Here is a 25030-nt window from a genome sequence, read left to right as displayed (position 1 = left end):
CATGCACCTGAATTACCATTTCTTCCGATTTCTTTGTCCTGCACTGGAAAACAAAACTCGTGGAAGCAGGGTGGTGACCTGCTTTTCCCAGAATAAAGAAGAGCTGATCATAGAATTTCAAAATGAAAAAGACACACCTTTTTTTATCCGGGCACTCCTGCTCCCATCTAATTCCAGCTTGAGTTTTCCGAGAGATTTTAAAAGAAGCAAAAAAAACAGCGTTGACCTGTTTCCTGAAATTGTGAACCATAAAGTAACAAACCTTCACCTGCTGGCATTTGAAAGGGCTTTTTTTCTGGAACTAGACAATAGTTTGTTGCTGCTGTTCAAAATGCATGGAAGCCGTTCCAATATCATGCTTTATCCTTCCAAAGAGGGATTTCCTACACGCTTATTTAGAAAAGATCTTCAGGAAGACATGGGTCTTACCATTGCATCCCTGGAAAAACCGCTGGATCTAAGTTGGGATAGATTCAAGCAATTGGAAGGGAATGCCAGCCAGTATTTACCTACATTGGGGAAGCTTCCCAGGGCCTGGTTGAAAAAACAGGGTTACCTGGAAGCAGATCTTGAACGGAGATACCATTTGATACAGGAGGTGCGGGACATGATGGACAGCCCCTTGTTTTCGGTTTTTCAGCAAGAGGGGAAATACCTGCTAACCCTCCTCCCCTGTCCCGATGCCCTTACATCTACTACTGATCCCCTGGAAGCTGCCAATAATTACTACCAAAAAGCAGTCGTCCAACAAGCCTTTGACAACCAGAAACAGGCGCTGTTGAGGTCTTTAACCGATCAGAGAAAAAAAACAGAGAATTACCTTCAGAAAACCCGGGAGAAACTCCAAACCATGGAAAATGAACCTGCGCTGAGTCAGACGGCAGACATCATCATGGCCAACCTCCATCAAATACCTGCCGGATCGGAAAAAGTAAATTTATTTGATTTTTACACCAACGAGCTGAGGGAAATAAGGTTGAAAAAAGGAGTCAGTCCACAACAACATGCAGAAAACCTGTACAAAAAAAGCAAAAACAAAAAAATTGAATTCGAACAACTGCGTAAAAACCTTGCAGTAAAGGAAAAACAATTGGCTGAATTGAAGCTGGAGGAAGAAGAATGGCAACAAGTGGAAGATTTTCGTGACTTGAAGACAGCTATCAAGACTGGAAAGCACCATGCCGTCAAACAGGTAGAGGTACAGCTGCCTTATAAAAAATTTGAAATAGGCGGTTTTGAAGTCTGGGTAGGGAAATCTGCAAAATCCAATGATGAGTTGCTCCGAAGATATACCTGGAAAGAGGATATCTGGCTCCATGCCAAAGATGTGACCGGCTCCCATGTGATCATCAAACAACAGTCGGGCATGTCCCTACCAAACCCTGTATTGGAAAGGGCGGCCTCATTGGCTGCCTATTATTCCAAGAACAAAAGCAGTTCCCTGGCAGCGGTGATTTATACTCCCTGCAAATTTGTCCGCAAGGTGAAGGGCTCCCCGGCGGGGGCGGTAATGGTGGATAGGGAAAAAGTAATCATGGTTTCGCCTGAGGGGCCGGAGAACCTATAAAAAAGGCAGCCCGTTTCATTTCAGGCTGCCTTTCTATATGATTACCAGCTACTTACCAAATCCACCCAAAGGGAAAATTTTCCGCTGGGTCAACTATTCCACCACGTGTATTTTGAGCATATTCGTTCTGCCTTTTGACTTCAAGGGCATGCTGGCGGTATTGATAATAATGTCTCCTTCAGCTACATGATTTTCATCTTTCAGCTTATCCTGAATATCCTGGAAAGTGGCATCGGTAGAAACCCTGTTGTCATAATAAAAGGCCCTGACTCCCCATACCAGGCTCAATTGGGTCAGGAGTCTTTTGTTTCTGGTAAAAACAAAAATATCCGCAGATGGCCTGTGAGACGAAATCCTGAAAGCGGTAAATCCAGAAGTAGTGATGCCTACAATGGCCTTTGCCTTTACATTTCTTGACAGCCTGCTGGCCATCAATAGCAGGTTATTGCTGAGGTAGCTTTCTGTATCTTCAGGAATTTTATAAAGGTTATGGTAAATATCGGCATTGACCTCTATATGGTCAATGATTCTGCTCATGGATTTCACTGCAGCAATGGGGAACTTGCCAGAGGCTGTTTCTGCAGATAACATCACCGCATCTGCCCCATCCAATACTGCACTGGCCACATCATTGGTTTCCGCCCTTGTAGGTCTGGGATTGACGATCATGCTTTCCATCATTTGGGTTGCAATGATTACAGGCTTGCAGGCAATCTTGCATTTTTCGACCATTCTCTTTTGCCAAAGCGGGACAATTTCCATGGGTACTTCGACGCCTAAATCTCCCCTTGCCACCATGATGGCATCAGTCGCCTGGATAATTTCATCAATATTATCCAAAGCCTCGGGCTTTTCAATTTTGGCTACAATTTTACAATCCTTCCCAGCATTGGTGATCCGCTCCCGTAAATCCAGGATATCATCCGCTGTACGCACAAAGGAAAGGGCAATCCAATCCACTTCATTTTTCAATCCAAACTCCAGATCAATCAGGTCTTTTTCTGTAAGGGAGGGAGCACTGATCTTGGTATTGGGAAGGTTGATTCCTTTTCGGGATTTTAAAATGCCACCATGTACCACGGTACAATCGACATTTTTACCATCCGTCTTTAAAACGACTAATTCCAGGTTACCATCATCGATCAGGATACGATCGCCCTGTGCCACATCATTAGGAAGGTTCTGATAAACGGTGCTTACCAATGATGCCGTACCCATTACCGGATCGTTGGTGATGGTAATGGGGTCTCCTTGTTTGATGAGCACGCCATTATTTTCCACTTCTCCTACCCGTATTTTTGGCCCCTGAAGATCCTGGAGGATACCTATATTAAAATCCAATGTTTCATTTACCTCGCGTATGGTCTTGACCACCTCCGCATGAATCGAATGATCTCCATGGGAGAAGTTTAACCTAAAGATATCAGCTCCGGCCATTACCAATTCGGTGATGGTTTCCCTGGTGTTGCTGGCAGGACCAACGGTAGCTAATATTTTGGTTTTATTAAAAATAGGTACTCTCATTTTTATATATTATTTAATATGTTAACAGGTTTTCTTTTGATTTTAATTTGTTGATATCAATTTTCACAATGCTATGGATCCCATTTACTCTGGAAAGGCCGTCAATATACGTATTAAAATCCACTTCGTAAGTAAAGTCCTGGCAGAGTAAAAAGTAATCCATGCTCCGGAGTTCCGGGACCAGAAATCTGGAGTGCCCCCTTACCGGATAAGACTTATTTCTCAATAATTGTATGTAGCCATGTTCTTTTTCTAATATAAATTGAGAAATAATTAAATCCGGCTGATGGAGAAATTCCATCTGATAATCTGTCGATTTTTTTAAATTAATCCCAAGTGAACGGTTGATCAGCCAGGCCAGTTTATAGTCCTTTAGAGGGGCTACAAGGCCTAAAAGATCAAAATCAAATACCGTTTCAACATGAAGTTTGTTTTTCTTCATTTAGGAAGAATTTAAAAAAACAAAGTTAAAAATTTTATTCCAACTTCTATCTCTGATGGAAAGTTCTTAATTTAGTTTGCCTTTTTTTTTGACATTCAGGTATTAAATAATTTTCTTTGCGGAGTGTTTAAACTAAACTGATCACAAAATGTCTGAAATTGCACAAAAAGTAAAAGCCATTATCGTTGATAAGTTAGGCGTCGAAGAATCTGAAGTTACTCCCGAAGCGAGCTTTACCAATGACCTTGGTGCTGATTCTTTGGATACTGTAGAACTTATTATGGAATTCGAAAAAGAATTCAACATTTCCATTCCGGATGACCAGGCTGAACAGATCGGTACGGTTGGCCAGGCGGTTAGCTATTTGGAAGCTAACGTAAAATAACCCATACTTAAAATCATTTATGAATTTAAGAAGAGTTGTAGTAACAGGTTTAGGTGCCCTTACACCAATTGGAAATACCGTTGACGAATATTGGAACGGTTTGACAAATGGTGTAAGTGGTGCTGCGCCTATTACCCGTTTTGACGCCTCAAAATTCAAAACCCAATTTGCCTGCGAAGTAAAAAATCTTGACATATCGCAATTTATAGATAGAAAGGAAGCAAGAAAAATTGATCCATATACCCAGTATGCCATGGTGGCTGTAGAGGAGGCCATGAATGATTCAGGTTTAAACCTGGAAAAGATTGACCTTAGCAGAGCAGGCGTTATTTGGGGATCTGGAATTGGTGGCCTAAAAACCTTTCAGGATGAAGTTACCGATTTTGTCAATGGGGAAGGTACCCCAAGATTTAACCCTTTCTTTATCCCTAAGATGATTGCGGATATAGCTGCTGGGTTTATTTCAATCAAATATGGGTTTCAGGGGCCAAATTTCGCCACTGTTTCGGCTTGTGCTTCAGCCACCAATGCCCTGATAGATGCTTTTAATTATATCCGTTTGGGTAAAGCAAATATATTTATCTCGGGAGGTTCTGAAGCAGCAGTCACCGAAGCAGGTGTAGGAGGCTTTAATGCCCTGAAGGCACTCTCTCAAAGAAATGATGACCCGGCCACAGCTTCCAGACCCTTTGATAAAGACAGGGATGGATTCGTTTTGGGAGAAGGTGCAGGAGCCCTTATTCTGGAAGAGTATGAACATGCCAAAGCCAGGGGAGCTAAGATCTATGCCGAATTGATTGGGGGAGGAATGACTGGAGATGCCTACCATATCACCGCCCCACATCCTGAAGGCAGAGGAGCCGCCAACGTTATGAAATTTGCCCTGGAAGATGCAGGGATTTCTGCAGAAGACATTGACTATATCAATGTTCACGGTACTTCAACTCCCCTGGGAGATTTGAGTGAAGTGAAAGCCATAAAAAAAATCTTTGGTAATCATGCCTATAAGATGAATATCAGTAGCACCAAGTCCATGACAGGACACCTATTGGGTGCAGCAGGGGCAGTGGAAGCCATCGCTTCTATACTGGCCATGAAACATAACCTGGTCCCTCCTACCATTAACCATTTTACGGATGATGAAGAAGTGGACAGCAAATTGAACCTTACTTTCAATAAAGCACAGGAGCGGGAAGTAAATATAGCGCTAAGCAACACTTTTGGATTTGGCGGCCACAACTGTTCCATCATTTTCAAAAAAACCAAGGATTAAATTTGAAATTACTTCGGTTGCTCAGGGTTCAGGAGCTAACTTACAACCAGAAAGAAAAAAGGCTTGCTTCCGCTATCAAAAACATAGTGGGTAGCAAGCCTTTAAATTTATCCCTCTACAGGCTGGCTTTCCGACACGTTTCGGTATCTAAAGAATTCAAATCCGGAGTTAAAATCAGTAATGAACGGCTGGAATACCTGGGTGATGCTGTCCTGGGAACTATAGTGGCCGAGTACCTTTTCCAAAAGTTCCCCTACCGGGATGAGGGTTTCCTTACCGAAACCCGTTCCCGAATCGTCAACAGGGAAGCTTTAAATCAGGTAGGTCAGAAAATAGGACTGCCCAAAATAGTGGAATCAGAAATGGATGGTAAGGTCCCCAATTCATTCAAATCCCTCTACGGGGACACCCTGGAAGCACTTATAGGAGCCATCTACCTGGACCGGGGCTATTATTTCTGTAAAACATTTATCAATAAAAGATTGATTAACCCTTTCTTTGACCTGGACAACATCATTACCACCACTACTAATTTTAAAAGTAAAATTATAGAATGGTCCCAAAAAGATAACAAGGAGATTGATTTTGAGTTAAAATCCGTAGATGGCAATCAAAGATTCAAGGAATTTACCGTGGTATTGAATATTGAAGGTGCCTCCTTCTCGGAAGGAAAAGGACCTACCAAGAAAAAAGCCGAACAGGAAGCTGCCAGAATAGCCTGCGAAAAATTACAAATTATCTTTTAACAGGGCGTTCATTAATTTGAATGAAAATTTAACTTTATGTCTTCTCTTATTCTTGCAGGTGCCACATTGAATCAAACCCCACTGGATTGGGACGGGAATTTCAACCATATCCTGCAATCCATTCAAAAGGCAAAAGAGCAAAAGGTGGATTTGCTCTGTTTTCCTGAACTGAGCCTTACCGGCTATGGAAGTGAAGACCTTTTCCTCAGCTATTGGTATCCCAAAAAAGCACTGACCTACCTTAAAAAAGTTCAGCCTTTCACCAAAGGAATTACGGTTTGCCTGGGATTACCCTGTCGGATTAACCAAAAAGTATATAACTGCATGGCCGTCCTGGAAAATGGCCATGTCCTTGGCTTTGTTCCCAAACAGTTTTTAGCCATTGATGGCGTGCACTACGAGTGCCGCTGGTTTACAGCCTGGAAAGCCGGAGAGATGACTACCCTTGATTTTGATGGGATTTCCGTTCCTTTTGGCGACATGATCTTTGAAAAAAAAGGCATTAAATATGGGTTTGAAATCTGTGAAGATGCCTGGCGAGGGGATGATCGCCCCGGATACCGACTCAAAGACAGAAAAACAGAACTTATCCTAAACCCCAGTGCCAGCCACTTCGCCATGGGAAAAAGCGAACAAAGGGAAATTCTGGTGACCACAAGTTCTGAAGATTTGAATGCCGCCTATTTCTATGTCAACCTGCTGGGCAATGAAAGTGGGAGGATGATTTTCGATGGGGAGATGCTTTTTGCACACAAGGGAAGGCTCCTTTTTCAAAACCCCTTGCTGTCTTTTCAGGATTACCAGCTGGTAAGCTTTAACTACCCCTTAAATGACCCGATAAGTATTCCGGAAAAAAATGCACGGGAAACCAAAAATGAGGAATTTGCAGCAGCAGTATCACTGGCTTTGTTTGATTACCTCCGAAAAAGCAAGAGTAAAGGCTTTGTCCTCTCCCTGAGTGGGGGGGCGGATTCTTCTACCATAGCCGTTTTGGTAGCAGAAATGGTGAGAAGAGGGGTTCAAAGCCTGGGTACCCCACTTTTTTTGGAGAAAATTCACCGGTCTTCAGATATTGATCCTAAAAGCAGCATCAGGGACATTACCGGAAAGTTGCTCACCACCGCCTATCAGGGCAGCCGAAACTCCTCTCCTGACACCTTAAACAGTGCGAAAACGCTTGCGGAAAGCATCGGGGCCATGTTCCATCAGTGGTCAATTGATGAGGAGGTAGCTTCCTATACCGGAAAGATCGAAACGGCCCTGGGAAGAAAGCTGGAATGGGAAGGAGACGACATTGCCCTGCAAAATATACAGGCCAGAGCCCGATCACCCATCATATGGATGCTGGCCAACATCAACCAGTCTCTGCTTTTAAGCACCTCCAACAGGAGTGAAGGGGATGTGGGTTACACCACCATGGATGGGGATACCAGTGGCAGTATTTCACCCATTGCAGCAGTTTCCAAAGATTTTATTCTACAATGGCTTCAGTGGGCAGAGAAGGCATTGGGTTATGAGGGCCTTAAGGCAGTCAATTCCTTACAGCCCACCGCTGAACTGAGACCATTGGAAAGGAAACAAACTGATGAAGAGGACCTGATGCCCTATCGGATCCTTACAGCCATTGAACAGCTGGCGATACGGGACAAACGCTCGCCAGTTGACATCTACCTGAACCTGAAAGAGGAACTTTCTCTTGAACCATCTATTTTAAAAAGTTACATTGCCAAATTCTTTAGGCTGTGGTCCAGAAACCAGTGGAAAAGGGAAAGACTTGCCCCATCTTTTCATCTGGATGAGTTTAATGTAGACCCCAAAACCTGGTATCGTTTCCCCATTTTGTCCGGGGGATATCAGGAGGAATTAAAGGAAATGGAAAATTTAGAGGAATTACTTTAGGCAAATAGCGAAAAAATCAGAAGCAATGATCAACAGTATTTTGTATTACGTGGTTTGGAGTCCCAACCCTGCCGTTTTTTCAGGTTTTGACAGACTCCGCTGGTACAGTCTTCTTTTCGCCATGGGATTTATCATCTCCCAACAAATCATGGTACACTTCTTCAAAAAGGAAGGTCAGGATGAAAACCTGGTAGACCGATTGACCATCTACATGGTTTTGGCTACCATTATCGGCGCACGTTTGGGACACGTACTCTTCTATGAACCTGCCAGGTACCTGAGTAATCCCGTTGACATCCTCAAGGTATGGGAAGGCGGACTTGCCAGCCATGGGGCAGCTATAGGGATTCTTTTTGCCCTTTGGCTGTATGCCAAAAAGACTCCTGGCCAATCTTACCTTTGGGTGGTGGACCGGATAGTAATAGTGGTCGCCCTCACAGGGGCGCTGATCAGGTTCGGCAACCTTATGAATTCAGAAATCGGGGGCAAAGCTACCGGCACAGATTCAGGTTTTGTCTTTGCCAGAGATACTGAGGAAATCCTCCAAACCATGAACCTGCCCATTGAGTCTATCTCGGCATATAAACCTTCGGACAGAAACGAAGAGCTAAACGGATCCGGCCAGGTTCCGGTCAACATAGACATTCAGATCAGCAAGGGGGGTTTTGATGAGGCTGACCTGAGAGGAGTGCTGGAAAGAGACATAAAGTATGCACTAACCCGGTTCAGCAGTTCCAAAAAATACATGGCGGAGGATCCGGAAGCTCCCCTGAATATGGAAATCCTTGACCAGGGAAGCCATTACCTTGCCGTGGTCAAAACCTTTGGGATAACCAAGCATCCGACCCAAATCTACGAATCAATCACCTACCTGTTGATATTTATTTTCCTGTTTCTGGGATGGAAAAAATACACTTCTACTATTCCTGAAGGTCTATTCCTGGGACTATTCCTGATTTCCGTATTTGGGATGCGGTTCGTTTGGGAGTTTTTCAAGGAAAATCAGGTGGAGTTTGAGGACAACCTGGCCTTCAATATGGGTCAGGCGCTGAGCATTCCGTTGGTCCTTGCCGGAATCGGACTGGTGTTTTATGCCTTAAAATACGGAAAGAAAAAAGCTGTTGGTGAGTAAATCAAGGGACAGGATCATGTCCCTGCCCTCCCCAGGGATGGCACCTGCCTATTCGTTTTAGGCCCAGCCATCCTCCTTTAAAAACCCCATGTTTCAAAATGGCTTCTTTCATGTATTGGCTACAAGTCGGATAATACCTGCAAGACCTGGGAAACAAGGGAGATATGAGATATTGATATACCAAGATGGGAAATACTGCGATTTTCTTGACTATTTGCTTCACTTTTATCGTATTTATAGCATATAAGATAAAAAATAGCGTTAAAGTTCTCTATCCACCTATCAACTTACGGGTCATATTGACAAATCAATTTTTATTTTCTCTTTTCTTCCTATTGGTTTCATGTTTTTTGATAACCGGGCGGGGACTGGCTCAGGACAATCCTGTCATGGATTCTCTGGGGCAATCCAACCCTCCGGAACGGGTGACCGTGAATAATATTTTTGTCGTAGGAAATGAAAAAACCCAAAGAAGGATCATTTTAAGGGAAATGGATATTGAGGAAGGGGCAGTCTACGATTGGAATGACTTTGTGGAACTGCTACTGGCAGATCAAAAAAAAGTTTATAACCTACAGCTCTTTACTACCGTTACCCTTACTCCACTTTTTATGGAAGATGATCAGGTAGAATTATTGATTTCCCTGAAAGAAAGGTGGTACATTCTACCTAGCATCATTTTTAACCTGGCTGACAGAAACTTTTCAGAATGGTGGATCAATCAGGACAGGGATTTTTCAAGGGTAAACTACGGCATCAAGCTGGACCACAATAACGTAGGTGGCAGAAATGAAAAACTCCGTATCATAGGACAATTGGGTTTTACACAAGCCATTGATTTGAATTACAGCATTCCTTATTTTGATAAAAACCAGGTCCACGGACTGGCCGCCAAATTCAATTATTATACCAATAAAAATATCCCCATAAGATCGGTAGATAATAAACAGTTTTTTTACAGAAACCAGCAGGAGGATGTGCTACGCAAAACCATCAATGCTTTTTTAACCTATAACTTCCGGGGAAGTTTTTACAATACCCATTTCCTGACCTTGGGCTTCCACAATACCCGTATTCATGAAGATGTCCTGGACCAAAACCCTGATTATTTCACGCATGAAAGCCAAAGACTGAAATATTTTCAGGCCACGTACCGATACAGGCATGACAACCGGGATAATGTGGCTTATGCAACTCAGGGTACATTATTGGATATGAGCCTGTCCCAGTATGGTCTCTTTTCAGGAGATGATATTGGAGAAACTGAATTCTCCATTCAGGCCAGCAAATATACCCCTCTGGGTGGGAAATTCTTTTTTGCCTCAGGAATTTCAGGTTCCGCATTTTTCAGTAAAAGGCAACCTTATACCCTTGTCAGGGGCATTGGCTATAAACCAGATTTTATCAGAGGTTATGAAGTAAATGTGATCGAGGGTCAGCAAACCTTTGTGCATAAAAACAGTCTGCGCTATGAATTACTGAACATAGCCTTCGATATATCTGATTTTATGCCAATAGAAGAATTTTCAATCTTTCCCTTTCAACTTTACCTCAGTGCGAATTTTGACCAGGGCTATGTAAGGGATGCCAATCGGCTGCCGGAAAATGCCCGATTGACCAACCGTTACCTGTCAGGTTTTGGTCTGGGCCTCGACCTTATCGGTATCTATGATGCCGTATTCCGCTTTGAATATTCATTTACCAATACCGGTCCCGGGAATTTTTTTATCAATGTAAGGGCTCCATTATAATCCAGCATTTTGTTTTAAAAATACATTTTTTTGTATTATATTACTTTCTGAATTTATTTTTCCCCAATTTTTTTGATCATGGAGAAATGGATTTTGAGTAGCATACTTTTGTTTACCCTGCCGTTTGGGAATGCCAGGGCTCAAAACAGTATGGATCATTTTCCAAAGGGAGCCCAAAGTATGGGACTTGGAAATGCCAGCCTTACCCTAAGTGATCCCTGGGCGGTTTTCAATAATATCGGAGCCCTGGGGAGCAGTCCTGGGGAGCTTACCGCCTTTGCCGGATACGATCACCGATTGGGTTTAAACGAATTGACCACCCTTTCGGCCGGTATGACCATTCCAACGGAGCATATGGGAAACATAGGAATCGGTCTTTCCAGCTATGGCGGTACCCTTTTTAACCAACAACAAATCGGAATTGGAATGGCCAATCAGCTGGGCTTGGCCAGCCTGGGGATCAAACTGAGCTATTTTCAAACCAATATTGAAGGTTTTGGCCGAAGTGCCCGGCCGGTAGTTGAATTTGGGGGAACAGCAGAGCTTATTCCAGGCTTGTTTTTTGGTGCCCACATGTATAATGTGACCCGGTCAGCTGTGAGCCAGGCCAGCGGCGATTATTTACCCACCACCATGAAAGCAGGCCTCTCCTACCGGCCTTCAGACCACCTGATGGTCAACCTGGAAACAGAGAAAGAATTGCAATCTCCTGCACTGTTCAAGGCAGGATTGGCCTACAACTTTGATCAAAGGTTTTGGGCAAGGACAGGCATCAATACCCAACCCAACAACTTGTTTTTTGGTATTGGTTTCAAACCCCAAAGGTACCAGGTCGACTATGCCATGAGCCGCAATTACCTGCTGGGTTTTACCCATCATTTCTCCTTCAACTATAACCTTTCGGCACCTTGAAACTTTTGGTTTTTACAAGTTTTCTATCCATGGTGATCCTCTTCCGACTGCCAGCCCAAAATACAGGAAACCTGGATTTGGAAAGTTTCGTAGAGGAGCGCTTTTCCTTCCAGGAAGAAGACATTGCCTATGAGGACCTTTATGAGAGTCTTTTGCAGGTACACTTAAACCCACTGGACCTGCAACAGGCCACGGCCGAACAGCTCCGCTCATTGTATATCCTGAGTCCCATACAAATTGCATCCCTATTGGAATACAGAAAGAATTTTGGCCCTTTCATTTCTATTTACGAGCTGCAGGCCGTTCCCGAATGGAACCTGGAAACCATAGCAAACATACTCCCTTTTGTCCAACTACAAACACAATCAGCCCATCCTGAAATTCCAGGGTTTCAACGCCTCAAGGAAGCAGAAAATGCCTACCTGATATTCAGACATCGCCGGGTTTGGCAAACCAGAAAAGGGTTTACTCCGCCAGACACCCTCAGCAACGGGCAACTCAGTAGCCGATATCTCGGAAGCCCGGATGATTTGTATGCCAGGTTCAGGCTACAACAAGCCGGGGATTTCAGTATAGGATTAACAGCAGACAAAGATGCCGGCGAACCATTCATTTTGGAGCCCAAATCCCGTAGGTATGGTTTTGATTTCATGTCCTTTCATTTCGTACTCTATGACAAAGGGCCCTGGAAAACCCTGGCCTTAGGTGATTATCAACTTCAGTTTGGTCAGGGACTGGTATTTGGTTCCGGATTTTCTGTTGGAAAAGGGGCAGAAACCATCGCCACAGTAAGGAGAAGCTCATTGGGATTAAGGCCCTATACCTCTGTACTTGAAGCAGGCTTTTTCAGAGGTGCAGCGGTTACTTTTCAAAAAGACAACTGGGAATGGACCGGCATGTATTCCAATGCTCCAAGAGATGCCAATGTTCAGCTGATCTCCGACAGCCTGGAGACCGCTGAAAGTTACTTATCCTCCCTGCTCAGTTCAGGACTCCACCGCACCCAAAACGAAATAGAAAGAAAAGGCCAGGCCAGGGAGCAAAATATTGGTACCAACCTGCAATACAGAAGTAGCGGCAATGCCCTACAATTGGGCGCCAATTTTTTGCATACCATATACAGCCAGTCCATACTGCCGGCGGAAAGGGTCTACAACCAATTTGAATTCAGGGGAAGAAATAATTTTACCGGCAGCATTTATCTTTCCTATAATTTTTCCAACCATTACTTCTTTGCAGAATCCGCCCTGTCAAAAAGCCGGGGAAAAGGTCACGTGATTGGAATCATGAGCAGTTTAAACCACCACTTCGACCTCTCTCTGGTATGGAGGAGATTTGACAGAAATTTCCATTCTTTCTATGGAAATGCTTTTTCTGAAGGGTCCAGGCCCATAAATGAAGAAGGATTATACCTGGGATTCAATTTCAAACCCAACAGAAAAATAAACTGGTCGGCCTATTACGATTACTTTACCTTTCCCTGGTTGCGCTTCCGGGTATATGCTCCTTCTGCAGGAAATGAATGGCTCAGCCGCTTCAGCTACAAGCCAAACAAAAAACTTACAGCCTTTTTTCAATGGAGGGAGGAAACCAAAAGCAGGAACCTGCTTTCGGAAGAGCAAACTACCAACCAATATAGGATTGCCTCAGGGAAGCGAAAAAATTTCGTCTGGAGCCTTGCTTACCAGCCCAGCCAATGGTGGCAGTTTAAATCCAGGGTTCAGCAGAGTTCATTTGAGATCAACGGAAAAAAAAGCAATGGTTTTGCCATTATGCAAGATCTTACTGCCAACATGGGTAGCTGGAAAATCAGCGGAAGAATTGCCCTTTTTGATACCGATGACTTTGAGAACAGGCAATTCCTCTATGAAAGAAATGTGCTGTGGGCATTTTCTATCCCCAGCTTATATGGGCAAGGATACCGGTATTACCTGTTGGGACAATACAAGGTTAACCAACGAATCACCTTTTGGCTGAGGTGGGCTAAAACCATTTATACCAACAGGGAAACCATCGCCTCAGGACTTCAGGAAATCAGGGGAAATGAAATAACAGAAACTACCTTTCAACTGCGTTACCAATTTAACCGGTAAAAGGCCCTTGATTAACCTCCTACCGGTTACTATTTCAAGCCATCAATCCTGTTTTTTTAACAGGTCTCTGATCTCTTCCAACAACACTTCCGTTTTATTCACTGTGGGTGGAGGAGGGGTAGGTGCCGCTTCTTCCTTTCTCTTCAGGTTATTGATCAACTTAACGATCATAAAAACAGCAAATGCGACTATCGAAAAATCCACAACAAACTGAAGAAAATTACCATAATTCATGGTCACAGCAGCGATTTCTGCCCCTTCCGGATCCAGGTAAGATTCCTTAAGCACGATCACCAGATCGGTAAAATCAACCCCACCGACCAATAGCCCAATCGGAGGCATGATGATGTCATTTACCAATGAAGAAACCACTTTTCCGAAAGCGGCTCCGATGATCACGGCTACAGCCAGGTCTACGACATTGCCTCTGACAGCAAAATCCTTGAATTCTTTAATCAATCCCATACTTTTGTTGGTTGAAGTAAATAAAGGTTTTAGTAAAACAAAGTTTGAAAACCCTTCAATATAGCAATAAATTAAAAACATCTATAAAAATTCCCCGGAAATACCAATTAAAAAATTCAATTTGGCAAAATGGCAAAACAGAAAAATACAGCCCCGACTACAGCAAAAATATTACCCACAGACCTTGTGTTTCATCAACATACCCGATCCGACAATTATTATTGGATGAAAGAACGGGAGGACCCGGAAGTAATAGATTATCTCAATCAGGAGAACGAAAATACAGAAAAATGCCTGCTACCGACCAAAACCTTGCAGTCCAGGCTTTTTGAGGAAATGAAAAGCAGGATAAAGGAGGACGATTCCAGCGTTCCCTATTTCAAAAATGGGTTTTACTACTACCAAAAGTACAAAAGGGGCAAAGAATACCCCATTCATTGCCGTAAGGAGGGGGATCTGTCAGCCAAAGAAAGTATATTATTGGATGTCAATCAACTGGCCAAAGGCAAAACCTATATGAATGTCAATGCCCTGGCAGTCTCTCCAGACACGACTTTGCTCGCCTACGCAGCAGATGCTGTGGGTAGGAGGATCTATACCATTTATTTTAAAAACCTGCAGTCCGGCAAATTGCTGGAGGATAAACTTGATTCAGTAACCGGCAACATGGTCTGGGCCAATGATAATAAAACATTATTCTACAGCAGGCAAGACCCTCAGTCCCTTCGGCCGTTCCAGGTTTACAAACATGTAATGGGTGATGATCAGGCTTCGGACAGCCTGGTTTATGAAGAAAAGGATGATACATTTACGGTAAGCGTGCGAAAATCCAAATCCGCTAAATACCTGCTCATCGCCAGTCAGAGCACGGTATCAACGGAATACAGGTACCTGCCTGCCGAAGAAGCAGAAGGGGACTGGAAAATTATCCATAAAAGGGAAAGAGACCTGGAATATGAGGTGGATCACCATGAGGAACATTTTATTATCCTCACCAATGCCGATGGAGCTAAAAATTTCAAATTGGTAAAAACACCGATTGAAGCCCCTGAAAAACAAAATTGGGAGGACCTGGTTCCCGTCCGGGAAAATGTATTGCTCGAAGCCTTCGAAGTTTTCAGGCATCATCTGGTAATCAGCAACCGCTTCAACGGTTTGAGCCGCCTGGAAATCCGGTCATGGGATGGCCGGAAAGATCACAGCATCAGCATGCAGGACCCTACCTACTCGGTTTGGGTAGGAAACAATCCCCAATACTATACAGATGTGCTCCGTTATGGCTACAACTCCCTGACTACCCCTTCGTCCATTTACGATTACCACATGGACAGCCGGGAGAAAACCCTAATGAAGCGACAGGAAGTAGTAGGCGGTCACGATCCTGAGGCTTATCAATCCGAAAGGATCTGGGCGAGGGCAGCAGATGGTCAGGAAATACCCATTTCATTGGTTTATAAAAAGGATCTGTTTTCCAAAACAGGTAGAAACCCCCTTTTATTGTATGGATATGGGGCTTATGGCCTGAGTACAGACCCCTATTTCAGTACCAACCGGCTGAGTCTGCTAAACCGGGGGATAGTTTTTGCAATGGCGCATGTCAGGGGTGGTCAGGAAATGGGAAGGCACTGGTATGAAGAGGGGAAAATGCTTCACAAGAAAAATACTTTCACCGATTTCATTGCCTGTGCCGATCATTTGGTGGAACAAAAATATGTTCACCCGAAAAAGTTATTCGCCATGGGAGGCAGTGCCGGGGGATTATTGGTAGGTGCTGTCATCAACATGCGCCCCGACCTTTTTCATGGGGCAATTGCTGCTGTGCCCTTTGTAGATGTGGTGACTACCATGCTGGATGAAAGCATTCCCCTTACCACTGGGGAATTTGATGAGTGGGGCAATCCCAAGGACAAGGTTTACTATGATTACATCCTTTCTTACTCACCCTATGACAATGTAAAGCCGCAAGCCTACCCCCATCTACTGGTCACATCGGGATTTCATGATAGTCAGGTGCAATATTGGGAGCCTACGAAATGGGTAGCAAAATTAAGAGCCTTAAGAACCAATGACAACCTGTTACTTCTGCATACCAATATGGAAGCAGGCCATGGCGGTGCTTCGGGCAGGTTCAGGGCATTGAAAGAATTGGCCATGGAATATGCCTTCATTCTCTGGTTGTCAAAAGCAGAAAATCTGCCTTGAAATTTGACCTATTTGGCATTAAAATGAAAAAAATGATTTAAATTTTGCCCGTAAAAAACCATGATTTGGCCTAAAAAATTGTAGTTTTAAAAATATTTGATTAAATTTTTAAGCTATTATTTTAAATCTACTATTGATAAATTCATTTTAAAAAACCGAGATGAAGGTAATCCACAACGACCAGCAGGCCTTTTATGATGAAATGTACCAAGGAAACCAGGCGCTCAGGGAGCATTACAAGAGCTTTGGAGAACTCATAAAAACCAGTTCTGCAAAAAAACTAAGCCATCTCCAATATTCGGCAGACAAAGCCCAAATGGCCATGGGCATGACCTTTAATGTCTACCATGACAAAGCCGGTCAGGAAAAAATCCTACACCTGGACATCATCCCCAGGATTATTCCGGCCCATGAATGGCAGGTCCTGGAAGATGGGCTCAAACAAAGGATCGAAGCTTTAAATCTTTTCCTCCACGACATCTATAACGAACAAAAGATCTTTAAGGACAACATCATTCCAAAGGAATTGATAGTGGGGAGTAAAGATTTCCTCGAACCCTGTCTGGGACTCACTCCGCCCAAGGGGATTTGGTGTCACATTACCGGTACAGACCTGGTGAGGGATAAGGATGGTGAATTTTACGTTTTAGAGGACAACCTGAGGTGCCCGTCAGGGGTATCTTACATGCTGGAAAGCAGGGAAATCATCAAGCGGGCTTTTCCTGAACTTTTCAATAAGCTGGGAGTGAGGCCTGTTTCGGATTACAGTACCAAACTGCTGGACATGCTACAATACCTTTCCGATAAGCCCAAACCCGTCATAGGCGTTTTGACACCGGGGGTCTACAACTCCGCCTACTTTGAACATTCTTACCTGGCCCAGCAAATGGGGGCAGAATTGGTTTCAGGCCTGGACCTGCTCGTGGTAGATAAAAAAGTATACATGCAAACCACCAAAGGACTGGAGCAAATTGACGTATTGTACCGCAGGATTGACGACACCTTTCTGGATCCCCTGGCTTTTAATCCGGACTCCATGCTGGGAGTCCCCGGGCTTTTCGAAGCCTATAAGGCGGGCAATATTGCCCTGGCCAATGCGCCGGGAACCGGGGTAGCAGATGACAAGGCAGTTTATGCCTATGTACCGCGGATCATCAAATATTACCTGAACCAGGAACCCATTTTAAAAAATGTCCCTACCTACCTCTGCAGGGAAGAAAAAGACAGGAAGTACGTTTTGGAAAATATCGCCAGTCTGGTGGTCAAGGAAACCAATGCAGCCGGAGGATATGGCATGCTGATCGGCCCCAAATCCGATGCAGCAGAACACGAAAAATTCAGACAACTGATCAAGGCCAATCCAAATAATTACATTGCTCAACCCACCCTATCCCTATCTACCGTACCTTCCATCATAGATAACAAAGCCATTGAGGGGCGGCATGTAGATTTAAGACCTTATATTCTTTATGGCAAAGATATAGAAGTAATCCCAGGCGCACTCACCAGGGTAGCCCTGAAAAAAGGCTCACTCGTGGTCAACAGCTCCCAGGGAGGTGGCAGTAAGGATACCTGGGTATTGTATTAACCAAGAACAACCAATATGTTAAGTAGAGTAGCAAATTCGATTTACTGGCTGGGCAGGTACCTGGAAAGGGCCGAAAATTATGCCCGGTTTATTGATGTCAATTTCAACCTGATGCTGGACCTTCCGGGAGATCTGAAAGAACAGTGGGAACCATTGGTCATGGCTACGGGGGATAAAGCACTTTACCAGGCCTCAAACCAATCCTACGACATGCAGGAGGTCATTTATTTTCTGGCCTTCAATGAGGAAAATCCCAACTCCCTGATCAGTTCTATTTCAAAAGCCAGAGAAAATGCCAGGATGGTAAGAGAAAACCTCAGCAAGGAAACCTGGGAAAAGCTGAATGAAACGTATCATTTCGTAAAGAAAGCTTCAGAAAACAAAACCTGGAAAAAAGAAGACCCCAGGAGCTTCTTCGAAAGTGTGAAGTCCCAAATCTTGTTGTTATATGGAATCGCAGACAGCACGGTAGCAAGAACAGAGGGATGGTATTTCAGACAGCTGGGTCAATACCTGGAAAGGGCAGACAAAACCTCCAGGATACTGGACGTGAAATACCACATCCTGCTTCCCTCCCCGAAAGAGGTGGGTTCTCCGCTGGATTTCTTGCACTGGATGGCCTTACTGAAATCCGTTACGGCATTTAACACCTACCGGAGGCTCTATGGCAATATCGATCCATCCGGGGTAGTAGAGTTTCTGGTGCTCAATAAATATTTTCCCCGTTCTGTTTTTTTCTGTCTCAAAGAAGCCGAACAGAGCTTGTTCAAAATATCCGGCACCAACGGTTACGGCTATTCCAACAGCGCTGAAAAATCCATGGGAGAGCTTCGTTCCAAGTTGGAATTTGATGATGTCAACGATATCATTGCAACAGGCCTTCATGAATACCTGGAACACCTTCAAGTCAAAATCAATCACATATCCAATCAAATAAACGACAATTATTTCCAAATAAAAGATAACTTTGTAAGCCAAACCATGGAGCAAGGATGACATTTTGTATTGGAATAAAAACGAAACACGGGATCGTTGGTTTATCAGACACCAGAATAACCTCAGGTAATGAAACTACCACCTCAAAAAAATTATATACTGTCAATAGAAAAAAGCACGCTTTCTTTATCATGACCTCCGGTCTTCGGTCCGTAAGGGACAAAGCCATCACCTATTTTGGTGAACTGATTGAGAAAGAGGATGCCTCTTACGATAAATTATACAAAGCGGTAAATGGTTTTGCCGATCAGGTAAAACGGGTAGCGGAGGAAGACATGCATTCACTTGAAAAATCAGGTTTCTCATTTAACCTTTTTTCCATTATTGGGGGTCAACTGGAAGAAGACAAGGAACCAAAGCTTTACCTCCTGTACCCCCAGGGCAACTGGATAGAAATCCGGCAGGGAACCCCCTTTGTCATCATTGGAAATACGGGGTTTGGGAATCCTGTACTCAGGAGATCACTGAAATACGATGCGCCGCTTTATTTTGCACTGAAAAGCGCTTTCCTGGCCTTTGATGCTACACGGATCAGTTCCAATGATGTAGATTATCCCGTTGATACAGTTGTCATGGAAAATGACAGTTACAATATCGTTGAAAACCGGTTTGAGCAGCATGAATTAAATCACCTGTCTGAATTCTGGAACGATACCTTAAAAGAAACCATCAATAACTTACCGGCTGACATTCTGAAAAAAGCCTTTTCTCATGTAGAGTTAGAAGAAAGTGAATAGCTGCCACACCATTTGAAAACAACTGATGCGGGGTTTCCATTTTAAATTAAATCTTAAACCATGCGTCTAAAAATCCAACACCATACCATTTATGATTACCACAGGTCTGTAGGGCTAAATCCCCACAGCATTTTCATGAAACCCCTTACCAGAAATTACCTGGAGGTAAGAAATTACCGTTTACATATTCAACCGGAACCGGAAGGACTAAACGAAAGGTATAGCATAGAGGGGAATCCCTATTTTCAGGCCTGGTTCACCGGAGAGACAAACATGCTTTCCATTAAGGTGTCCTTTGAAACCGTACATACCAAATTTAATCCTTTTTTGTTTTTGGTAGATCAATGGTTTATCAAAAAGCTCGATTTATCTGCTGAAACACCTTTTCAATACCTGGAAGAAGACCTTCCCATACTCAGGGCCTACCTGGACCACAGCAACAACCCCTTGCTTAGAAAGTACGGTAAGGACAAATTGACCACCAAGGACCCCATACAGTTTCTGACCCAACTGAATGCGGCCATTCATGCCGACTGGAAACACATCATCCGGGAAGAAGAAAATCTCTGGCCTGCTACCAAAACTTTTGCTGCAGGGAGAGGATCATGCAGGGATCTGTCCTGGATGCTCATTGAAATCATCAGGCATCTCGGCCTGGCAGCACGATTCGTGAGTGGATATGCCTTTAACCCTGAGCTGGACGAAGGGCACGAACTTCATGCCTGGGTAGAAACTTTCCTTCCGGGAGCAGGCTGGGTAGGACTGGATCCAAGCCTGGGTTTGATGACAGATGAACATTACATTCCATTGGCATGCAGTTTTCTTCCTCAGAAAACCTTGCCTGTGCATGGCACTTACGGAGGAGAAAACCTGCAGCCTGCTACCTTGTCGGCTACAGTAAATATCGAAGCATTTTAAGTAATCCAGGTTCTTTTTTAATTTAATCCATTTTTTTACCTGGAAATCAAACCTTTTCCAATGGTTTGCGATTAATCAGGGTAGCAAAAAAAACAATGACAAAAGTGGGAGGCACCATATTCATCATCATTTTAATGGCCGTATTGTTTTTCCTGAACTGGTACGTCTACCAGGGAGTCAAAACCGTGCTGCCGACCCATTTTCTGCTCACAGGTAAAACCGTCTACTGGATAGTGGCTGCCGGCATCAGTTTATGGATAGGCTTTACTTTTTTTACCATCATGCAGGAGGGTAAAATTACTACCAGCTCCCAAAAGTCTCTGAATCTTTTTCTAACTATTTCGGTGACACAGCTTTCAGTGATTCTCATCCTTTTCGGGGAGGATATATTCCGTTCTATGAGTTCCTTGTTTTCCTATTTCACATCCTCAGAGACGGGAAGCAATATGCCCTCCCGAAGGAAGTTCGTGAGCCAATTGGCCTTTACCCTGGCCGCCATCCCTTTTACAGGATTTGTGTATGGTATATTCAAAGGGAAATATGATTTCAGGACCATCCGTAAAACGGTTTATTTTAAAGACCTGCCGGAAGCCTTTGATGGATTCACCATCACCCAGTTGTCTGATATTCATGCCGGAAGTTTTACAGACTACGATGCTGTAAAAAGAGGTGCCGACCTGGCTGTTGCCCAAAAATCCGACCTTTTCGTTTTCACGGGAGACCTGGTCAACCACAAGGCAGACGAAATCGACCCGATGCTAAGCTCCTTTGCTCAAATAAAAGCTCCTTTTGGTCAGTTTTCCATCCTAGGGAACCACGATTACGGAGATTATACCTCCTGGTCAAGTCCGGAAGCCAAAAAAGCGAATTTTGAAAGTCTGAAGGATAAACATAAAAAGCTGGGCTATGACCTTTTGCTGGATGAAAGCAGACTGATCGAAAAAGATGGCCAGAAAATCCGTCTCCTTGGAGTAGAAAATTGGGGCGTAGGCTTTCATGCCAAAGGGGACCTGGAAAAATCCCTGGAAAATGTGGATCAGAATGAATTCAAAATTTTGCTTTCACATGACCCTTCCCATTGGGATGAGCAGGTAAAAAAGCATCCTAAAAACATTCACCTGACCTTGAGTGGACATACCCATGGCATGCAATTCGGAATAGAAACCCCCATTATCCGCTGGTCTCCGGCCCAGTACCGGTACCCCAACTGGGCAGGCCTGGCCGAGGAAGCCGGCAAGTTCCTCTATGTCAATCGGGGATTTGGTTTCCATGCTTTTTCCGGAAGAGTAGGTATATGGCCTGAAATTACGGTCATTGAATTGAGGAGGGGGTAATGCCCAACCCATTTTCAGGCATAAACCTTCTTAAATTTCCAGCCCCGAGCCAAAAACCAATAAGCCAAAGGAACAAAATACAATGCTGTAAAAGTACCAATGGTGAGCCCTCCAATTACAGAAAACACCAGAGGGCGCTGCAAATCCGCTCCCAGGCCGGCGCTAAAAACAACCGGAAGCAAGGCCAGAATGGTAGTTACCGAAGTCATAACAATGGGCTTTAACCTGATTTCCCCCGCCATATAAAGGGCTTTTTCCAGGGAATCAGCCAATCCTGATCCTACCTCCTCATAGCGATTCCTTAACCGGTTGATGGTGTCAATCTTCAATATGGCATCATTGACCATGATTCCCAGCATGACCACCAGGCCAATGGCAGACATTACATTCAGGGAAGTGCCGGTAAGCCAAAGGACCAGAAAGGCTCCTCCAATCCCTAAAGGGAGTGTGAGAATTACTATCAAGGGTTGCAGGAAATTTTCAAATTGGGCAGCCAGAATAAAGTAGAGCAATAAAATGGCTATCAGCAAAATCCCCAACAACTGCCGGATGGTTTCCTTGTCCTGAAAGAATTGCCCGGTAAAATCAATCGCTAGATTTTTATCCAGCGCCCAGTTCCTTACCTCCCTGTCATGCTGATAAGGGTCAGGACCGTCCAGCATCAACGACTGATAAATACCTGACCTGTCTGCTGTTACGAATTTATAATGTTCGTCATAGGAAAACTGAATAAACTCATCCAAAGCATAAGGAACACCTTCTTCTCCATAAAGAAAATTGTTTTTCAACAAAGTCTGAAAATCAACCTGATCGTTGAGCAGCAATATTGGAGTGATCTCTCCAAATCGCTTGATATCGGTAATCAGGTAATTGCCAAAAAGCTGTTGGATTTTATCAATCAATTGCTGCACTTCTAACCCGTAAAGTGCGATTTTTTCCAGGTCAGTACGAAAAATGACCGAAGAACCTTTCTGCAAACCCGGTCCTTTGGACCAGTCTGTAACCGGAAAATCTTCCAACCAGGGATCCATGATATTGGCTGATACAGGTTTGTTGGCCCCAAGGTCTTTCCACCTGACTTCATAATAAGGCCTGTCAGAGCTGAACAACTGGTCGAAGGCATTGGGTGCATCTCTCAGGTCAATACTGGCCAGGGGATATTCATTTTGTAGCTGCCGAACCATTTTTGTGCTGATGCCTTCCTTTTGCTCCCTGCTTTCAAATAAGAGGTAAAGATCCGCTTGCTGTATCGCATTTTCTCCCTCAAATAATAAAAACTGCCTCAGCCCCACATCACTTTCCGCCATCTGAAACTCACCCTCCATTTGTTCCATTAATTGCTCTATTCTTTCCCTGTTCTGGCTGGCACTGATGGGTTCATTCCAATCCATAGACAGCATGACATCAAATTTCTCAATAGGAGGTAATCCTTCTACCCTGAGCAGCCAACCGGTAGACAAAAGGAGGGGAATTAAAAGCAACAAAAAGAGCAAGGACCAACCTCTCCTGGCAAATAATCCTTTATACACCCTCTTGTATCTCCCTAAAAGCCATAAAAACAGGCGGCTGTCCTGCTTCGCTGCTTGCAATGGTTTATTTTTAAAGAACAAATGGTACAAAAGTGGCAGCAAAATAAAGGCGACCAAAAGAGATACTGATAAAATTGCCGCCACAGAAACCGCCTGGTCATAAAACAAGGCTCCTGCTATTCCGCTTAGGAAAACCAGGGGGACAAACACAGCCAGTGTAGTAAGCACCGAACTGATCAGGGCAGACATGACTTCATTGACCCCGGTGACGCAAGATTCAAAAAGGGACATGCCCTCTTTGTTCTTTCTGCTGATATTGTCAAGTACAATGATGGCATTGTCAATCAGCATGCCCAGGCCCAGAGCCAAGCCACTTAAAGAAATCACATTGATGGAAATATTGAAAAAGTAAAAAACTGAAAAACTGATAACCAGGGAAGCCGGAAGGCTTATCCCAATGATAATGGGGGTCCTGTAATTACCCATAAATACAAACAAAATCCCGAAGGCAAACAAGCCTCCAAAAAACAAACTGGTCTGCAGGTTATCAATTCCCGCATTGAGTAAGGTGGACTGATCCTGGGTAAGGTCAAATTCAACCTGAGGGTAGTCTTCTTCAAATAAGGCGACAGCTTCATATACCAGTGGCATGATTTCATTCATTTTCGCTGCTGCCTGCTTATGAATGGTCACCACCAACCCTTCCTTGCCCTGAAACAGGTGAAATCCTGTGGGTTTGGCCAGATCGTATTTTACATCTGCTACCTTTGCCAGATTTACCGTGTAGCCGGAAGGGCTTCGAACCGGGAGGTTTTTGATGTCTTCGGGAGTTTCCAGGCGAGTTGCCAGGCGCAGGTAATACCGAAACTGACCATCCTCCACGCTGATCCCGGGCAATTCACTATTGCCTGCCTCTATGGCCCGGATAAGGTCAGCTTCCTGCATGCCAAGCCCAGCCAACACCGGCTTATTTGGGGTAACGACAATTACCCTTTCCTGTCGGCCATTGATGTCTACCATGGCCACCCCATCCAATTGTTCCAGCCTCTTTTTGATTACATTCTCCGTCAGCAAGGATACTGCTGCAAAATCCACTCCGTCAGATGGGACCACCTGCAACCGGACAATTGGGATGTCATTGGTATTGATTCGGACTACCTGGGGTCTGGGCATGTCTTCAGGCAGACTATTGGTCAGGCGGTCGATTTTCTCATTCACTGCAATATATGCCAGTTCCATTTGGGTTTGATAGTCAAAAGTTAACCGGACATTTCCCACCTCTGATCCGGCCTTGCTCTCCATGTCCTGCAATCCGCTCAGGGTGACCATGCCTTCCCTAATGGGACGCAGTACATTTTGTTCTATCGATTCCGGCGAAGTATTGGGATAGTTTACCTTGATTACGATCTGAGGTACATCAATGGGTGGCAATAAAGAAACCGGCAGGGTACGAAAAAGAATCAGACTGAAAATTAGAAATGCCAAAAAGGTCATGCCCACCGCTATGGGTCTGGCGAGTAAAAATCTAACCATAACT

At 44.1% G+C, this 25030-nt stretch carries 20 protein-coding genes; 15 read left to right on the top strand and 5 right to left on the bottom strand.

Going from position 1 to position 25030, the window contains the following annotated elements; genetic code table 11:
• Position 1 precedes the first annotated feature (1 nt).
• Complete coding sequence (locus GL182_RS04265; RefSeq protein WP_163378529.1) at positions 2–1567, top strand: NFACT RNA binding domain-containing protein; 1566 nt, start codon at positions 2–4, stop codon at positions 1565–1567.
• Between the two features lie 93 nt (positions 1568–1660).
• Here the strand turns inward: GL182_RS04265 and pyk are convergent, their stop codons facing one another.
• Both pyk and GL182_RS04255 read right to left on the bottom strand, forming a co-directional pair.
• Entirely contained in the window at positions 1661–3091 is a 1431-nt protein-coding gene (gene pyk, locus GL182_RS04260) for a pyruvate kinase (protein ID WP_163378301.1), read from the bottom strand.
• Between the two features lie 13 nt (positions 3092–3104).
• Positions 3105–3533 carry an IPExxxVDY family protein gene (locus GL182_RS04255; protein ID WP_163378300.1) on the bottom strand — a complete coding sequence of 143 codons (429 nt, stop codon included), beginning with the start codon at positions 3531–3533 and terminating at the stop codon, positions 3105–3107.
• A 148-nt stretch (positions 3534–3681) separates the two neighbouring features.
• On the opposite strand from GL182_RS04255, the gene GL182_RS04250 reads away from it, so the two are divergent.
• Genes GL182_RS04250 through GL182_RS04230 form a run of 5 tightly spaced genes read left to right on the top strand, consistent with a single transcriptional unit; the run spans position 3682 to position 8968 of the window.
• Complete coding sequence (locus tag GL182_RS04250) at positions 3682–3918, top strand: acyl carrier protein (protein ID WP_010855324.1); 237 nt, start codon at positions 3682–3684, stop codon at positions 3916–3918.
• A gap of 19 nt (positions 3919–3937) precedes the next feature.
• Positions 3938–5191 (top strand): beta-ketoacyl-ACP synthase II, encoded by a 1254-nt coding sequence (gene fabF, locus GL182_RS04245; RefSeq protein WP_163378299.1) that lies wholly within the window; start codon positions 3938–3940, stop codon positions 5189–5191.
• 2 nt (positions 5192–5193) lie between these two features.
• The gene (gene rnc / locus GL182_RS04240) at positions 5194–5937 is read left to right on the top strand and encodes a ribonuclease III (protein WP_163378298.1); all 744 of its coding nucleotides are present in this window, start codon (positions 5194–5196) and stop codon (positions 5935–5937) included.
• 36 nt (positions 5938–5973) lie between these two features.
• Positions 5974–7836 carry an NAD(+) synthase gene (gene nadE, locus GL182_RS04235; RefSeq protein WP_163378297.1) on the top strand — a complete coding sequence of 621 codons (1863 nt, stop codon included), beginning with the start codon at positions 5974–5976 and terminating at the stop codon, positions 7834–7836.
• Between the two features lie 25 nt (positions 7837–7861).
• On the top strand, positions 7862–8968 hold the full coding sequence (locus GL182_RS04230) for a prolipoprotein diacylglyceryl transferase (protein WP_163378296.1): 1107 nt from the start codon (positions 7862–7864) through the stop codon (positions 8966–8968).
• Position 8969: 1 nt separating this feature from the next.
• On the opposite strand, the gene yidD is transcribed toward GL182_RS04230, so the two are convergent.
• On the bottom strand, positions 8970–9191 hold the full coding sequence (gene yidD / locus GL182_RS04225) for a membrane protein insertion efficiency factor YidD (RefSeq protein WP_163378295.1): 222 nt from the start codon (positions 9189–9191) through the stop codon (positions 8970–8972).
• 76 nt (positions 9192–9267) lie between these two features.
• On the opposite strand from yidD, the gene GL182_RS04220 reads away from it, so the two are divergent.
• The 3 genes from GL182_RS04220 (at position 9268) to GL182_RS04210 (ending at position 13724) form a co-directional block, all read left to right on the top strand.
• Positions 9268–10719: a BamA/TamA family outer membrane protein gene (locus tag GL182_RS04220; RefSeq protein ID WP_317167781.1), complete on the top strand. Its 1452-nt coding sequence runs from the start codon at positions 9268–9270 to the stop codon at positions 10717–10719.
• 78 nt (positions 10720–10797) lie between these two features.
• Positions 10798–11631 (top strand): hypothetical protein, encoded by an 834-nt coding sequence (locus tag GL182_RS04215; RefSeq protein ID WP_163378294.1) that lies wholly within the window; start codon positions 10798–10800, stop codon positions 11629–11631.
• Complete coding sequence (locus GL182_RS04210) at positions 11628–13724, top strand: ComEA family DNA-binding protein (RefSeq protein ID WP_240469568.1); 2097 nt, start codon at positions 11628–11630, stop codon at positions 13722–13724. The genes GL182_RS04215 and GL182_RS04210 overlap by 4 nt, the downstream gene beginning before the upstream one ends.
• 42 nt (positions 13725–13766) lie before the next feature.
• Here GL182_RS04210 and mscL read toward each other — a convergent pair whose 3' ends face one another.
• The gene (mscL, locus tag GL182_RS04205) at positions 13767–14189 is read right to left on the bottom strand and encodes a large-conductance mechanosensitive channel protein MscL (RefSeq protein WP_163378293.1); all 423 of its coding nucleotides are present in this window, start codon (positions 14187–14189) and stop codon (positions 13767–13769) included.
• A 129-nt stretch (positions 14190–14318) separates the two neighbouring features.
• Between mscL and GL182_RS04200 the strand changes: the two genes are divergently transcribed.
• The 6 genes from GL182_RS04200 to GL182_RS04175 all read left to right on the top strand — a co-directional run bounded on the left by GL182_RS04200 (position 14319) and on the right by GL182_RS04175 (position 21964).
• Positions 14319–16391, top strand: a complete 2073-nt coding sequence (locus GL182_RS04200) for a S9 family peptidase (protein ID WP_163378292.1) — start codon at positions 14319–14321, stop codon at positions 16389–16391.
• Between the two features lie 160 nt (positions 16392–16551).
• Positions 16552–17979, top strand: coding sequence for a circularly permuted type 2 ATP-grasp protein (locus tag GL182_RS04195; protein ID WP_163378291.1), 1428 nt, complete (start codon positions 16552–16554; stop codon positions 17977–17979).
• A gap of 15 nt (positions 17980–17994) precedes the next feature.
• A complete protein-coding gene (locus tag GL182_RS04190) occupies positions 17995–18975 on the top strand; it encodes an alpha-E domain-containing protein (protein ID WP_163378290.1) in 981 nt (326 codons plus the stop codon).
• A complete protein-coding gene (locus GL182_RS04185) occupies positions 18972–19712 on the top strand; it encodes a peptidase (protein ID WP_163378289.1) in 741 nt (246 codons plus the stop codon). Before GL182_RS04190 ends, GL182_RS04185 begins: the two co-directional genes overlap by 4 nt.
• A gap of 60 nt (positions 19713–19772) precedes the next feature.
• A complete protein-coding gene (locus tag GL182_RS04180; RefSeq protein ID WP_163378288.1) occupies positions 19773–20630 on the top strand; it encodes a transglutaminase N-terminal domain-containing protein in 858 nt (285 codons plus the stop codon).
• A gap of 95 nt (positions 20631–20725) precedes the next feature.
• Entirely contained in the window at positions 20726–21964 is a 1239-nt protein-coding gene (locus GL182_RS04175) for a metallophosphoesterase (RefSeq protein ID WP_163378287.1), read from the top strand.
• Positions 21965–21978: 14 nt separating this feature from the next.
• Here GL182_RS04175 and GL182_RS04170 read toward each other — a convergent pair whose 3' ends face one another.
• Complete coding sequence (locus GL182_RS04170; RefSeq protein WP_163378286.1) at positions 21979–25026, bottom strand: efflux RND transporter permease subunit; 3048 nt, start codon at positions 25024–25026, stop codon at positions 21979–21981.
• Between the last annotated feature and the right edge of the window lie 4 nt (positions 25027–25030).

The organism is Cyclobacterium sp. SYSU L10401, assembly GCF_010993705.1.
GTDB lineage: Bacteria > Bacteroidota > Bacteroidia > Cytophagales > Cyclobacteriaceae > Cyclobacterium.
Note: the sequence above shows the minus strand (reverse complement) of the source record. Positions and strands in the feature narration are given on the sequence as shown.

What these genes read in the sequence shown, in the direction of transcription:
- GL182_RS04265 (WP_163378529.1), top strand. Translation starts at nt 2, where the DNA reads ATGCACCTGAATTACCATTTCTTCCGATTTCTTTGTCCTGCACTGGAA.
- pyk (WP_163378301.1), bottom strand. Translation starts at nt 3,091, where the DNA reads ATGAGAGTACCTATTTTTAATAAAACCAAAATATTAGCTACCGTTGGT.
- GL182_RS04255 (WP_163378300.1), bottom strand. Translation starts at nt 3,533, where the DNA reads ATGAAGAAAAACAAACTTCATGTTGAAACGGTATTTGATTTTGATCTT.
- GL182_RS04250 (WP_010855324.1), top strand. Translation starts at nt 3,682, where the DNA reads ATGTCTGAAATTGCACAAAAAGTAAAAGCCATTATCGTTGATAAGTTA.
- fabF (WP_163378299.1), top strand. Translation starts at nt 3,938, where the DNA reads ATGAATTTAAGAAGAGTTGTAGTAACAGGTTTAGGTGCCCTTACACCA.
- nadE (WP_163378297.1), top strand. Translation starts at nt 5,974, where the DNA reads ATGTCTTCTCTTATTCTTGCAGGTGCCACATTGAATCAAACCCCACTG.
- GL182_RS04230 (WP_163378296.1), top strand. Translation starts at nt 7,862, where the DNA reads ATGATCAACAGTATTTTGTATTACGTGGTTTGGAGTCCCAACCCTGCC.
- GL182_RS04215 (WP_163378294.1), top strand. Translation starts at nt 10,798, where the DNA reads ATGGAGAAATGGATTTTGAGTAGCATACTTTTGTTTACCCTGCCGTTT.
- mscL (WP_163378293.1), bottom strand. Translation starts at nt 14,189, where the DNA reads ATGGGATTGATTAAAGAATTCAAGGATTTTGCTGTCAGAGGCAATGTC.
- GL182_RS04200 (WP_163378292.1), top strand. Translation starts at nt 14,319, where the DNA reads ATGGCAAAACAGAAAAATACAGCCCCGACTACAGCAAAAATATTACCC.
- GL182_RS04195 (WP_163378291.1), top strand. Translation starts at nt 16,552, where the DNA reads ATGAAGGTAATCCACAACGACCAGCAGGCCTTTTATGATGAAATGTAC.
- GL182_RS04190 (WP_163378290.1), top strand. Translation starts at nt 17,995, where the DNA reads ATGTTAAGTAGAGTAGCAAATTCGATTTACTGGCTGGGCAGGTACCTG.
- GL182_RS04185 (WP_163378289.1), top strand. Translation starts at nt 18,972, where the DNA reads ATGACATTTTGTATTGGAATAAAAACGAAACACGGGATCGTTGGTTTA.
- GL182_RS04180 (WP_163378288.1), top strand. Translation starts at nt 19,773, where the DNA reads ATGCGTCTAAAAATCCAACACCATACCATTTATGATTACCACAGGTCT.
- GL182_RS04175 (WP_163378287.1), top strand. Translation starts at nt 20,726, where the DNA reads ATGACAAAAGTGGGAGGCACCATATTCATCATCATTTTAATGGCCGTA.
- GL182_RS04170 (WP_163378286.1), bottom strand. Translation starts at nt 25,026, where the DNA reads ATGGTTAGATTTTTACTCGCCAGACCCATAGCGGTGGGCATGACCTTT.